Source organism: Paraburkholderia terricola (assembly GCF_003330825.1).
In the GTDB taxonomy this organism is placed as follows: domain Bacteria; phylum Pseudomonadota; class Gammaproteobacteria; order Burkholderiales; family Burkholderiaceae; genus Paraburkholderia; species Paraburkholderia terricola.
Map to the genome: position 1 here is coordinate 2,746,923 of NZ_CP024942.1, position 13,653 is coordinate 2,760,575.

The 13,653-nt window shown below is 67.4% G+C and carries 12 protein-coding genes; 9 read left to right on the forward strand and 3 right to left on the reverse strand.

Annotated features, from left to right (window positions below):
- Positions 1-19: 19 nt before the first annotated feature.
- Both sctV and sctU read right to left on the reverse strand, forming a co-directional pair.
- Positions 20-2,104: a type III secretion system export apparatus subunit SctV gene (gene sctV, locus CUJ90_RS30940; RefSeq protein WP_073428339.1), complete on the reverse strand. Its 2,085-nt coding sequence runs from the start codon at positions 2,102-2,104 to the stop codon at positions 20-22.
- The gene (gene sctU / locus CUJ90_RS30945) at positions 2,088-3,200 is read right to left on the reverse strand and encodes a type III secretion system export apparatus subunit SctU (RefSeq protein WP_073428338.1); all 1,113 of its coding nucleotides are present in this window, start codon (positions 3,198-3,200) and stop codon (positions 2,088-2,090) included. Before sctU ends, sctV begins: the two co-directional genes overlap by 17 nt.
- A gap of 364 nt (positions 3,201-3,564) precedes the next feature.
- Between sctU and CUJ90_RS30950 the strand changes: the two genes are divergently transcribed.
- From CUJ90_RS30950 to sctC, 9 genes are all read left to right on the forward strand, one after another.
- On the forward strand, positions 3,565-4,146 hold the full coding sequence (locus tag CUJ90_RS30950) for an HrpB1 family type III secretion system apparatus protein (RefSeq protein ID WP_073428337.1): 582 nt from the start codon (positions 3,565-3,567) through the stop codon (positions 4,144-4,146).
- A gap of 47 nt (positions 4,147-4,193) precedes the next feature.
- Entirely contained in the window at positions 4,194-4,595 is a 402-nt protein-coding gene (locus CUJ90_RS30955; protein ID WP_073428336.1) for a type III secretion protein HrpB2, read from the forward strand.
- 3 nt (positions 4,596-4,598) lie between these two features.
- A complete protein-coding gene (gene sctJ, locus CUJ90_RS30960; RefSeq protein WP_083082339.1) occupies positions 4,599-5,420 on the forward strand; it encodes a type III secretion system inner membrane ring lipoprotein SctJ in 822 nt (273 codons plus the stop codon).
- Complete coding sequence (locus CUJ90_RS30965; protein ID WP_227470538.1) at positions 5,375-6,148, forward strand: type III secretion protein HrpB4; 774 nt, start codon at positions 5,375-5,377, stop codon at positions 6,146-6,148. Before sctJ ends, CUJ90_RS30965 begins: the two co-directional genes overlap by 46 nt.
- Positions 6,133-6,960 (forward strand): type III secretion system stator protein SctL, encoded by an 828-nt coding sequence (sctL, locus tag CUJ90_RS30970; protein WP_073428335.1) that lies wholly within the window; start codon positions 6,133-6,135, stop codon positions 6,958-6,960. Before CUJ90_RS30965 ends, sctL begins: the two co-directional genes overlap by 16 nt.
- 55 nt (positions 6,961-7,015) lie before the next feature.
- Positions 7,016-8,398, forward strand: coding sequence for a type III secretion system ATPase SctN (sctN, locus tag CUJ90_RS30975; protein WP_073428478.1), 1,383 nt, complete (start codon positions 7,016-7,018; stop codon positions 8,396-8,398).
- A 4-nt stretch (positions 8,399-8,402) separates the two neighbouring features.
- Positions 8,403-8,930 carry a type III secretion protein gene (locus CUJ90_RS30980; protein ID WP_073428334.1) on the forward strand — a complete coding sequence of 176 codons (528 nt, stop codon included), beginning with the start codon at positions 8,403-8,405 and terminating at the stop codon, positions 8,928-8,930.
- A gap of 69 nt (positions 8,931-8,999) precedes the next feature.
- Positions 9,000-9,815: a type III secretion system export apparatus subunit SctT gene (sctT, locus tag CUJ90_RS30985; RefSeq protein ID WP_073428333.1), complete on the forward strand. Its 816-nt coding sequence runs from the start codon at positions 9,000-9,002 to the stop codon at positions 9,813-9,815.
- Positions 9,816-10,101: 286 nt separating this feature from the next.
- Complete coding sequence (gene sctC / locus CUJ90_RS30990; RefSeq protein ID WP_073428332.1) at positions 10,102-11,940, forward strand: type III secretion system outer membrane ring subunit SctC; 1,839 nt, start codon at positions 10,102-10,104, stop codon at positions 11,938-11,940.
- A 201-nt stretch (positions 11,941-12,141) separates the two neighbouring features.
- Here the strand turns inward: sctC and CUJ90_RS30995 are convergent, their stop codons facing one another.
- Positions 12,142-13,236 (reverse strand): response regulator transcription factor, encoded by a 1,095-nt coding sequence (locus CUJ90_RS30995; RefSeq protein ID WP_073428331.1) that lies wholly within the window; start codon positions 13,234-13,236, stop codon positions 12,142-12,144.
- Positions 13,237-13,653: the final 417 nt, after the last annotated feature.

Below are 13,653 nucleotides of genomic sequence, written 5' to 3' on the forward strand. Positions count from 1 at the left end.
TGCGTGTGGGCCGTTCGCGCTAGATGGTCACGCGGCCGAGCGGCTGCAGTTCGACATGGTCGCCGAGTTCCTGATACGAGTAGACCGACAGCCAGCCGAGCCGCGCCTCGATCATGCGCCGCACGTAGCGGCGAATGTCCATCGACGTGACGAGCGCGACGCCTTCGCGCGGGGTGTCGCCGACGAACGACTGGATCCGGTCGATCAGGAAGCCGACTTCGTCGGGCGGCAGCGCGAGGAAATTGCCGGTGGGCGTCTGCTTGATCGCCTGGCGGATGTGCTGCTCGACCGGCAGATCCAGCAGCACCGCGGGCAGTTGCCGGCTTCCCGCCGCCGCGCGATGCGCGAGAAAGCGCGCGAGGTCGCCGCGCACGTACTCGGTGAGCATCAGCATGTCCTTCTCTTTCGCGCCCCACACCACGAGACTTTCGAGAATGTTGCGCACGTTGCGAATCGAGATCTGTTCTTCGAGCAGCCGGCGCAGCACGTCGGCGATGCGCTGCGGCGGCAGCACTTTCTGCACTTCGGCGACGAGGCCCGGATACTCGGCGTTCTGCTGGTCGAGAATCCATTGCACCTCCTGGATGCCGAGAAAGAGCGACGCGTGCCGGCGCAGCATCGCCACCGACGCATGCGCGATCACCTGCTCCGCGCGCCACGCGGACATCTTCGGCGGCAGCGTCTTTTCGTCGATCCACCAGGTCGGCCCCGCGCCGCCGTCGAGCCCGCGCCGTTTCTCGCCGCGCTCGGCGAGCGCCGCGAGTTCGGCGGGCATCGGTTCGTGCGTGCCCGTCAGCGCCGGGTCGGGCAGCATCACCTTGCCCGGCGGCAGTTCGATCGCGCAGTACGGCACGTCGTGCATCAGCAGTTCGCAACTGGAGGCGGGCAGCGTGTCGCACGTCCACATCGTGATGCCGGGAAACGGCAGGCCCAACACCTGTTGCAGACGGGCGCGCTCCGCTTCGAACGAACGCTCGAGCGCCGCGCTCGACAGGCGCGCGACGAGGTCCGGCGAAATCCGCACGCCGAGCGGGCAGGCGAACTGCGGCGCGCGCGTGAGGATCGCGGGCGTGTCGGCTTTCGAGCCGGCGCGTTGCATCGCGCTGACGGCCTCGCCCGCATGCGAGGTCGCGGCCGGCTGACGTTTGCCCAGCCGATAGCCGGAGAACGCGAGAATCGCGGCGAGCAGCAGGAACAGCATCGACGGAAAGCCGGGTACGGCGGCGAAGCCGAGCAGCAGCAGGCTCGCGAAGTAGAGGGCGCGCGCGCTGGCCGACAACTGCCGGCCGATCTCGTCGCCGAGCGAGAGCGGCCGCGCGTCGCGCTCGTCGGACACGCGCGTGATCATCACGCCCGCGGCGACGGAAAGCAGCAGCGACGGAATCTGCGAGACCATCGCGTCGCCGACCGACAGGATCGAGAAGCGGTTGGCGGCTTCGCCCGCGCTCATGTCGTGATACGCGATGCCGACCGCGATGCCGGCGATGATGTTGATCAGCGTGATGATGAGCCCGGCCACCGCGTCGCCCTTGACGAACTTCATCGCGCCGTCCATGCCGCCGTGCAACTGGCTCTCGACCGCGAGCGTCGCGCGCTTGCGGCGCGCTTCTTCAGGCGAGAGCAGATTCGCGCGCAAGTCGGCGTCGATGCTCATCTGCTTGCCGGGCAACGCGTCGAGGGTGAAGCGCGCGCCGACTTCGGCGACCCGTTCCGAACCCTTCGCGATCACGATGAACTGCACGGTCGTAATGATCACGAACACCACCATGCCGACCACCAGATTGCCGCCCACCACCAGTTCGCCGAAACTCTCGATGATGTTGCCCGCGTCGGCGTGAAGCAGGATCGACTTGGTCGACGCGATGTTCAGCGACAGGCGGTACAGCGTGGTGAACAGCAGCAGCGAGGGAAACACCGAGAGCGATACGACGTTCGGCACGTACATGGTCACCATCAGCAGCGTGACGCTGATCGTGATGTTGATGGCGAGCAGTAAATCGATGAGAAACGGCGGCAGCGGCAGGATCATCAGCGAGATGATCGCGACCACCAGCATCGCGATGCCGATCTCACCGCCTGCCGGTAGCTTAAGTGCCTTGAACATCGCGATTCTCCATGTCGGCGCGCTGCGTGTCGTGGCCGCCGCCGTCGTCACGCCGTGCGCCGATCGCATCGACCCAGCGCAGGATCGCGGCGACGGTCTCGAACAGTTCGTCGGGAATCGGCTCGTCGACGCCGACCTTGTAGAGCGCGCGCGCCACCGGCGGATTGCCGATGATCGGCACGTTCGCCTCGCGCGCGAAGCGCCGCAGTTGCGCGGCGCTTTCGTCCATGCCGCGCGCGATCACGAGCGGCAGCGGATGTTCGTCGGGCGCATAGCGGATCGCGACCGCGTAATGCGTGGGATTGACGATCAGCGCGTTGGCGAAGCCGACCCGCTGCTGCGGCGCCGCCGTGGTCGCGAATTCGCGCGCGAGCTTGCGGCGTTCCGCCTTGATCTTCGGATCGCCGTCCATCTGCTTGCGCTCGCGCTTCACCTCGACCTTGGACATCCGCATCTTGCGCATGAAAAGCGCGCGCTGAAGCTTGACGTCCACCACGCCGATCACGACGAACACCGCGGCCGCGACGATGAAGAGCTTCACCAGCAACGCCCAGAACAGCTTCGACAGTTCCGGCAGCGGCTGATACAGCGAGCCGACGATGAGCGGCAGCATCCAGCGGATCGTCACCCACATCACGACGCCGATCACGGCCGCCTTGATCATCATCTTCGCGAGGTCGATCAGCGTGCGCCACGAGAAGATCCGCTTGACGCCCTCGATCGGGCTCGCGTGGTTCAGATCGGGCACGACGGGTTTGGTCGCGACCTGGAAGCCGACCTGCGGAAGCAGCGCGGCGATCGCCGCCAGCGCCGCCGCGCCGGCGCACGGCACGACGATGACGAGCGCCTCCTTGCCTAGCTCGAAGAGCCGGCCGAACATCAGCGGCTCGTCGTGGCGGCCGGGCACGAAATCGAGCGCGGTGATCACGATCGCGCGCAACGCGCCGGCGAAGCTCGCCGACGCGAGCGCGAGCAGACCGATCACCACGGCCATCGTCGCCGCCTCGACCAGATCGGTGCTTTTCGATATCTGGCCGTCCTTGCGGGCGTCGCGCAGCCGTTTGTCGGTAGGCTGTTCGGTCTTCTGTTCGCTCATGGAGGTCCGGTCTGTTGGCCGGGTGCGCGAGGCCGTGCCGTGTCGCGGATTGGCGCACTCGAAGCCTGACGGTAGCGGGGCCGGCGGCGCGGCGCGCAGCCGATGCGAAGCCCGCATGCGGCAAGCGAAGCGACGCCGCGCGGCTCGCGCGGCGCTTTCCGCTTCTCTTCCTGCTTCTCTCCCTGCTTGGCTTCCTGCTTCGCGCGAACTGTGTTCTCTTCGCGTCGCGCGGTTGGCCGGCGGTGCGAAGCCGGTATCCTGGGCGCATCGCTCTCGCATGGAGCGGGCCGGGGCTGGACGTCGTTCGTGCCGCAGCGGTTCGCGACGTATCCATCGACATGTTCATCCGCAGGAGTCTTGCGCCATGAGTACCGTCACGCCGAACTACCTCAACTGCAGCCAGGCCATCGTGGGCGGTCTGATCGATAGCCTGTCCTGCGCGCTGCTCAACAATTTCCCGACGCTCGAAGCCGATCCGTACGACATCGAACTGGTGCTCGACGCGTTGCGCCTGCTGCGCCCGCAGGTGGCGGAACTGGACACGATGGAAGCGGTGCTGTACATGCAGCGCGGCCATTGGGACGACGCGATCCGCGTGTTCTCGCGCGTGATCGAGGAGGCGCCGCATTTCTCGTATGCGAAGGCGCTGCTCGCCTTCTGTCTGTCCGTCAAGGGCGACACCGGCTGGCAGCAATGGGCGAGCGCGGCGCTGGCGCAGAATCCCGACCGCGACACGCGCCAACTGGTGCGCGCGCTGTCGGCGCGCGAGGATCTGCGCGAGGCGATCCGCACCTACCGCAACGGCGGCACCTTCGAGGTGCCGCTCTCCATCGCGACCTTGAACGACGAACTGCCCGACGAATCCGCGCAACCCGTGGCGGCGCCCGCGGCCACCGCCGCCGCGCAGAACGACGTCGTCGGGCAGCAGGGCTACCTGCGCATCTGAGCACGACCCGCCGAAGCCGGCGGGCATCGAACGATGAGAGGCTGAACATGACACTTCCCGTCACGAGCAAACAATTCGAGGCCGCATTGCAGGCCGCCACCTCCATGCCGGCCACGCAGCCCGGCGCGGACCCGGCGTTGCAGCAGGCCGGCGAGCGCTTCGCCTCGATGATGCAGAACCCGCGCATGGCCGCGCCGGTCCACGGCGACGACATGAACACCAATGTCATCGCCAGGATGGCGGTCACGCAGGACGCGGAGTTGCAGCAGTCGGTGAACGACGTGGTCGCGTTGTCGAGCCAGGCGGGCAACATGTCGCTGCCCGAGATGACCGCCGCCGCGATGAAGACGACGCTCGAACTGGCGACCACCCAGCTCGACATGCAGGCCAAGATGGGCGTCGTCAACTCGTCCAAATCGTCGATCGAAACCCTGATGAAGAACCAGTAGGCCATGCGCGCACAGAGTGTCTTCGTCACGGCCCGCGCGCTGCGGACCGGCGCATGTTGCGCGGCGCTGGCCGCCTGCGTGCTGCTCGCCGGGTGCAACAAGGAGCTGTACCGCAACCTGACCGAACAGGACGCGAACGAGATGGTCGTGGCGCTGCTCGAACAGGGCATCGACGCGTCCAAGGCGACCGCCGACGCCGGCAAGACGTGGATGCTCGAAGTCGACGGCAACCAGATGGTGCGCGCGATGCAAGTGCTGCGCGAGCGCGGCCTGCCGCACAGCCGCTACGACGATCTCGGCAGCCTGTTCAAGCGCGACGGCCTCGTGTCGACGCCGACCGAGGAGCGCGTGCGCTTCATCTACGGCTTGTCGCAGGAACTGTCGTCGACGCTGTCGAAGATCGATGGTGTGATCGTCGCGCGCGTGCAGATCGTCTTGCCGAACAACGATCCGCTCGCGCAGCAGATCAAGCCGTCCTCGGCGTCGGTGTTCATCAAGTACCGGCCGGATTCGGATGCGAGCGCGCTGGTGCCGCAGATCAAGACGCTGGTGATGCATAGCGTCGAAGGGCTCACCTACGACGCGGTGAGCGTGACCACCGTGCCCGCCGATCCGGTCGATCTGTCGAAGCCGTCGCAGATGCATGCGGCCGCGCCGCTGCCGATTCTCGTGGCCGCCGCGCTCGTGCTGGTGGCCGGCGCGGCGAGCCTGTTCCTCTGGCTCAAACGCGGCCTGCCCGTGAGCAGCGCGGCGAGCCGGCTTCGTCCGCGAATTAGCGCGTGGCTCGCCAGGCTGCGGCGGCCGAAATCGTCATCGGCGACATGACGGCGCCGTCGACGTCGTTTCCGTTCGCGCGCGCCGCGGCGGCGCTCGGCGCCTATGAGCGCAATGCGCGCGAAGCGGCGCGCTGGGCGCATCCGTCGTGGTTCGAAGCGGCGCTCGACCTGCCGGCGGGCGCGTCGGGCGCGTCGCTCGACGGACTGCGCGGCGCGCTCGCGACCGCGCACGGTGCATGTGTCGCCGCCTGCTCGCGCGCGCTGCTGCGCGCGACCAACGTGAACGCGCCCGGCTTCGACACGTTGCGCGCGCCGAATCCCGCCGTGCTCGACGCCTTGCCCGTCGAGGTCGGCGTGCGCGTGCTGCGCATGCGCGCGCTGCTGCTGCGGCGCGCGGACGTGCGCAAGCTGATCGACAAACGCAGCCGTCAGCGCCTCGCGCAATGGGTCGGCGTGCCGCTCGAACGGCTGACGGCGGCAGGCGCGGCGGGCCCGGCGAATGCGCCCGATGTGGCGCGCCTCGTCTCGCGCGGACAGTTGCCCGCGCTCGAAGAAGTCGACGCGGACACACTCGCGTATGAAGGCTACGCGCTGCTCGCCCGCGACACGCCGGCCGCCGCCAGGCCGTGCCCGCTATTGCGGCTGGCCTTGCCGCACGCGTTGCCGGATGCGGCGTGGCTGCGCGCGAGCGGGCGCGAACTCGACGCGGCCGGCACGGCGCAACTGGTCGCGCGGCTTCCCGAACTGCTTCCGGAGTGGGCATGGTTATTTGGCTGAGGTCGGACCGGATGCTGCCCGAGGCGGCGGGCGCGCACGTCGGCGCGCATCAGGACGTGGTGCCGCGCGCCGCGTTCGGCGCGTTGATGGAAATCGGCGACGGCTACGAGCAGCTCGCCGCGGATCGCGAGGCGCTGCTCGCCGCCGCGCGCGACGAAGCCGCGGCGATCGTCGCGGCGGCGCACGACGAAGCGGCGGGCGTACTCGCGGATGCGCGCGACGAATACGACCGCGCGGCCGAGCGCGGCTACCGCGACGGCGAGCAACGCGCGCTCGCCGACTGGGTCGAGCGCCTCGGCGAAGCGGGCGCCGATCAGCGCCGCGCGCAGTTGAAGATGCGCGAGCGCATTGCCGGCATCGTGACGGTGGCCGTCGAGCAGATCGTGAAGGTGCAGCAGTCCGACCAGTTGTTCGAGCGCGCGCTGTCGGCGGTGGACCGGATCGTCGAAGGCGCGACGTGGCTGCGGGTCGTCGTCAGTCCCGTCGATTACGACAAGGCCTGCATCGCGTTCGAGCGGCTGTCCGCGCGCTGGCGCGAATCGGGCCGGCCTTTCCCGCTCTCCGTGGTGGCCGATAAGCGGCTGGAGCCGGGCAGTTGCCTGTGCGAATCGGATTTCGGCGCGATCGACGCGAGCCTCGCCACGCAGATGCGCGCGATGCGGCTCGCGGTGTCGCGCGCACTCAAGCAGTCGGCGAATGAACTGGAGGCCGCCGCCGATGCGTTCGCGCCGCACAGCGAGATCGACGACAACGCCGACGACAACCCCGACGAAAACGCCGCCGACGCATTCGCCGATTCCGGCACGGCCTGAATCATCCATGAACCACCCATGAGCGACGCACGAACGACATGAGCGCCCGATGAACATGACGCGCGACCTCCCCGTGTCCGATGCGGACTCCGGCTCCGACGACGAGCCGCATTCGCTCTTCGACGTCGAACAGTTCGCCGACGCGATCGAACACGAGATCCTGTCGACCTCCAGCATCGCGCGCACCGGCAAGGTGCTGGAAGTCATCGGCACGCTCGTCAAGGTGGCCGGGCTCGACGTGACGCTCGGCGAACTGTGCGAGCTGCGCGCCGCGAACGGCGAACTGCTGCAGCATGCCGAGGTGATCGGTTTCACGCGCGATGTCGCGCTGCTCTCGCCGTTCTCGCGGCTCGCCGACATTTCGCGCTCGACGCGGGTGGTGGGCCTCGGACGCTCGCTGTCGGTACCCGTCGGCGATGCGTTGCTCGGGCGCGTGATCGACAGCCTCGGTCAGCCGATCGACGGGCTCGGGCCGATCGACACCGATGAGGAACGGCCGGTGTTCGCGAGTCCGCCTTCGCCGATGAGCCGGCGCATGATCGATACGCCGCTGGCGACGGGCGTGCGCGTCGTGGACGGCATGATGACGCTCGCCGAGGGACAGCGGATGGGCATCTTCGCGCCGGCCGGGGTCGGCAAGAGCACGCTGCTCGGCATGTTCGCGCGCGGCGCGCAGTGCGACGTGACCGTGATCGCGCTGATCGGCGAGCGGGGCCGCGAAGTGCGCGAGTTCGTCGAGCTGATTCTCGGGCCGCAAGGCATGGAGCGTTCGATCGTGGTGTGCGCGACGTCGGACCGCTCGTCGATCGAACGCGCGAAGGCCGCGTATGTCGCCACCGCGATCGCCGAACACTTCCGCGATCGAGGCCAGCGCGTGCTGCTGATGATGGATTCGCTGACGCGCTTCGCGCGCGCGCAGCGCGAGATCGGTCTCGCCGCCGGCGAGCCGCCGGCGCGGCGCGGCTTTCCGCCGTCGATCTTCGCCGAACTGCCGCGCCTGCTCGAACGCGCGGGCATGGGCGAGCACGGCTCCATCACGGCGCTCTACACGGTGCTGGCGGAGGACGAATCCGCCAACGATCCGATCGCCGAGGAAGTGCGCGGCATCATCGACGGCCACATGATCCTCTCGCGCGAGATCGCCGCGAAGAATCAGTACCCGGCGATCGACGTGCTGGCGAGCCTGTCGCGCGTGATGCCGCAGGTCATGACGCCCGACTACGTGCAGGCGGCCGCCCGGCTGCGCGAACTGATGGCGAAGCATCGCGAGGTCGAAATGCTGTTGCAGATCGGCGAGTATCAGCCGGGCGGCAATCCGCTCGCCGACGAAGCCATCCGCAAGATCGACGCGATCCGCGCGTTCTTCTCGCAGGCGACGCACGAGTTCGCGGCGCCGCAGGATACCGAGGCGCGTCTGTTCGAACTGGCGCGAGGCTGACGCGATGAGCGCGGCCCCGAACCCGGACACCACGCGGCGGCGCGTCGCCGCGCTCGGTCATACCGTCAGCCGGCGCGGCCGGCTCGACACGCGGCTGCAGGCGGCGTTGACGGCGCGGCGCGACGCACATGCGCAAGCCGTCGCCCGGCATGACGCGCAACGCGAGCGCGTCGAACTCGCAGGCGACGAACTGCGCGCCTATCGCGAGCGCGTCGCGCGGATGATGAGCGGCGGCAGCGCATTCCAGCTTGCCGACCTCAACGCGACGATGCGTTACGCGGACGTGGTCGCCGCGCGCGTGCAGCAATTGGAAAGCGAACTGGCCGCGCTCGAGACGGCGATGCGCGCCGCGGCCGAAGAACTGGCCGCGGCGGCGCGCGCGCTCGCCAACAACCGCGGGCGGATGGATCTGTGCCGCGAGCGCATCGCCACGCTGCGGCGCTCGCTCGATCAGCACGCCGCCGACGAGGCCGATGAAGACGCCGAGGAAACCGCGCTCGCGCGCCTGCGGTTGATGCCGCGGCCCGCGTGACCGCGCGGCGTCCGTTGTTCACCGTTTGCTCATCGTTAGCTCATTGTTCAATCCCCGCTAGTCATCCGAATGTACGAATCCCTCACCACGCTGCCGCAACTCGGCACCACGCTGATTCAGTCGCTGACCGTGCTCGGCGTGTGTTCGGTGCGGCTCTTCGTGATCCTGTATCTGTTCCCGCCGACCGCTGACGGCATCCTGCAAGGGGTGGTGCGCAACGGCATCGTCATGCTGTTCAGTTCGTTCATCGCGTATGGACAGCCGGCGTCGCTGTTCACGTCGCTCTCCGGCACGACGCTGGTGGTGATCGGTCTGCGCGAGGCGGGCATCGGCTTGCTGCTCGGTTTCGCGGCCTCGACCGTGTTCTGGGTCGCGGAGAGCGCGGGAACCTACGTCGACGACCTGACCGGCTACAACAACGTGCAGATCACGAACCCGATGCGCGAGGAGCAGTCGACGCCGACCGGCACGCTGCTCGCCCAGGTGGCGAGCGTCGCGTTCTGGACCTTCGGCGGCATGACCTTTCTGCTCGGCGCGCTGTACGAGTCGTATCACTGGTGGCCGTTGACGGCGAGCACGCCGGTGCCGGCCAACGTGCTGGAAAGCTTCGCCTTGCAGCAGACCGACTCGTTGATGCAGACCACCGCGAAGCTCGCGGCGCCGATGATGCTGATGCTGCTGCTGGTCGATTTCGCGTTCGGTTTCGCGGCGAAGTCCGCGCAAAAGCTCGATCTGATGACGCTGAGCCAGCCGGTGAAGGGCGCGCTGACGGTGCTGATGCTCGCGCTGTTCGTCGGCATTTTCGTCGATCAGGTGCGCGATCAGCTCGTGCTGTCGAACCTCGGCGACCAGTTGCGCACGATCGCCGGCGTCACGAAGAAGTAGCCTGCCGCCGCTGCCGTCGCCGCGGGTGCGCCGGCCAGGCCGGTAAAAAGCCGCGTCCGTTGAAAACAGCCGGCCCGAAACCTCAACACTTCTCAAATGACGGCCAACCGTCAGATTTGTTGAGAATGTGCGGCATGCGCCTGGATACATTTGGCATCGCCGGCACCGGTTGCATGGCGTTCGGCGCGCGCCGCGCCGTCTGTGAAACGCGGCGCCGGGCCCGCACCGCTCCGTATCGTTTCGCGGCCTCCCGAGCCGCGGCTAACCCTTGACCAACGTGAAACCCATGAAGAAGAAACGGCTCATGCGCGCTGTCCGGCTGGCGGCGTCTCTCGCGATCGCATTGCCCGCTTTGTTGGGCGTGCGCGCCGAAGCGGCGGCGATTCACTGGCGCAGTTCCGTCGTTCATGTCTCGGCCGAAGGGCAGGACGTGAAGGACGTGCTGCGCGACTTCACGGCGGGGCAGGGCGTGCCGGCGACCATTTCCGGCGACGTGCACGGCACCGTGAGCGGCCGCTTCGACATGCCGCCGCAACGCTTTCTCGATACGCTTGCGTCGACCTTCGGCTTCGTGTGGTTCTACGACGGCAGCGTGCTGTCGATCAGCGATGTCAACACCGTGACGCGGCGCGTGATCAAGCTCGATCACGCGAGCGCGGCGGATCTGCGCTCGGCGCTCAGCCAGTTGCGCGTCGAGAATCCGCGCTTTCCGGTGACCTGGGACGAGAGCCAGGGCACCGCGCTCGTCAGCGGACCGCAGCCGTATGTGCAACTGGTCGCGGAAATCGCGCGCCGTCTCGACGAGAACGCGGCGCAGCGCTCGGGCTCGTCGATTCGCGTGTTCCAGTTGCGCCACGCGTGGGCCGCCGATCACAACGTGGAGATCGACGGCAAGACCGTCACGGTCTCGGGCGTGGCGAACGTGCTGTCGAGCATGTATCACCCGCGCAGCCAGTCGCGCGACAACGCGTCCGGCTACGACGCGGCGACCAGCCGGATCGCGAAGGAGCCGACGATGCGCCGCCTGCAGCCGATGCGCGACGTCACCGGCAGCATGGACGGCGGCGGCTTCCAGAACAGCGGCGTGAATCCGCCGTTGCCCGCGGGCATGACGGCGAGCGGCGGCGTCACGCCGGGCATCGGCGGGCTGTTGAACGGCATGGCGGCGGGCGGCGCGTCGGGCATGCAGAACGTCGGCAACTCAGCCGGCAATTCGGGCGGCAATGACGACTCCGCCGACACGACCGTTTCCGGCAGCCAGTCGCTGCCGGTGATCGAAGCCGATCCGCGCACGAACTCCGTGCTGATCCGCGACCTGCCGCAGCGGCTGCCGCAGTACCAGACCCTGATCGACCAGCTCGACGTCAGGCCGCGTCTGATCGAGATCGAAGCACACATCATCGAAATCGACGACAACGCGCTCAAGCAGATCGGCGTCGACTGGCGCGCGCACAACAGCCACGTCGATTTTCAGACCGGCAACGGCACGACGCAGCAGAACGGCTACAACGGCAACATCGATCCGATCTTCGGCACGCAGACGCTCGCCGACGGCACGACCGTAATCAGCACCACGCCGGTCGGCGGCTCGCTGACGGCGGTGCTCGGCAGCGCGGGCCGCTATCTGCTCGCGCGCGTGAACGCGTTGCAGCAGAGCAACCTCGCGAAGATCGACGCGAGCCCGAAGGTCGCGACGCTCAACAACGTCGAAGCGGTGATGGACCAGAAAACGCGCTTCTTCGTGCGCGTGTCGGGCTACACGTCGGCGGATCTGTATAGCGTGTCGACCGGCGTATCGCTGCGCGTGCTGCCGCTCGTCGTCGAGGACAACGGCAAGACGAGCATCAAGCTGAACGTGCACATCGAGGACGGCTCGGTGACCTCGCAGCAGGTCGACAACATTCCGGTGATCACGACGAGCACGATCAACACCGAGTCGTTCGTGGGCCAGGGCGAGAGCCTGCTGATCGCGGGCTACCGGGTCGATACGGCGACCAACGGCGAAACCGGCGTACCGGGTCTGTCGAAGATTCCGCTGCTCGGCGCGTTGTTCCGTTATCGCGCCGACGAGCGCAGCCACATGGAACGCCTGTTCCTGCTGTCGCCGCGCATCATCGAGTTTTGAGCGGTGTGGTGGCGTGGCGGTGTGCAAGCGCGGCGCGGTTTTTTCGTGTCGCGCTTGCATGTCGCCTGGTTGCGCGTGTGCCGCGGCGGTGTGCCGGGGCGCAGGTCGGATTGCAAGCCGCGCGATCGCAGGCTCAAGTCGCCGGTGTCGCGCGGCTGTATGCCGGGGCGCGGGCCGGACTTTTCATGCTCGATCGCAAGCTCAGGTGCCGCCACGCGTGCGCATGCCGGGGAACGCGTCCCACAGCGTGTAGGGCACCTTCGTGACCACGCTCGACGAGGCAGAGAAGACGCCCGCCGAATCGCTCCACGACGGCGCATTGCGTGCGACGACGCTGTCCGCGGCATGCACCTCCGCGCGCGGTGGCGGCGCATCGGCGGCGCGGGTGGTGCAGGGCATCGATTCGAGGCAGGCTAGCGCCGCCTCCGCGCGTTCGGCTGTCGCCATCCGTTCGAATGCGGGGCCTGCGTGAGCGGCTGTCGTCATCGGTTCGAATGGGGGGCCCGCGTGAGCGGCTGTCGCCATCGGTTCGAATGCGGTGTCCGCGTGAGCAACTTCAGTTTCAGTTTCGGTTTCGGCTTCAGTTTCTTCCAGCGGCGCATCCGTCATCTCGGCGATCTCGATCCGGTATCCGTGCGCATACAGCGTGCGCAAATGCACGCCCCACGGACCATTGAGTTCGAGCTTCTTGCGCAGCTTGTAGATGTGCTGCTCCAGCGTGCGTCCAATGATGTCCTCCGAACTGCTCCAGACCGCGCCGGCGATCTGGCGGCGGCTCACATACTCGCCGGGATGCGAGAACAGCAACCATGCGATCGCGAATTCGCGCGACGTGAGCCGCACCGCCTTGCCGTTCACGTGCACCGTGCACGTGCGGCGATCGAGCCGGTAGAGGCCGCATTCCAGCCGGTCGCCGCTGTCCGCGGCCTGTAGCTGCACGCGCAGCAGCGCCAGATGCACGCGCAGCGTCAACTCGCGCGAATCGACCGGCGACAGGACGACGTCGTCGGCGCCGGCGTCGAACAAACGCGCGATGCCGGCACGGTCGTGGCCGCCGCCGACCACGATCAAGGGCGCACGGCGATCCGAGTAGCACGCGCGTCGCGCGAGCACCGGCCGCAGCGGACTGATACCGGTATCCGCGTCGATCAGGATCGCGCTGTATTCGTCGCGATAGATGGCGCGTGCGAAGGCGACGTCGTCGGCGAAACGGTGACAGACGGCGCCATCGGCTTCAAAACAGCGGCAGATCAACCCGAACAGTGTTGCGCTTCTGGTCATCACTGCAAGTTTCATTTTTCCTCCGTGCGATACGATGCGCCCGGGCGACTCGTGAGCGGCGGGCGGACGTTCTTCATGGAACCGGTCTTCGACGCGATGCGCACCGCTCGTTATGCGTTACGCAATGCGAGTGATTCGACAGTAGAGGGAGCCGCGCATCAAGGATGTAACGTATTGTTTCTCTTGAGCGGCCCCATTTGCCGGCGGCAAAGATCAATCACGAAAAGGCGATTTTGCGTTCGCCTGTTTTTCGTAGTTCGGCACTCGCCAGGGGCGGATATTTTCGAGTGTCAGTAAAGCCGATCGCCTGCCAGGGATGCGAACCTTACAAACAAGAAGGTTGGTCATTGCCGGGAAAGGCCGTGTTTACAAGGCATCGGCGCCCAACCTTACAGTCGTGTAATTTAAACGTAAGTTTTAAGCCGCATTTCC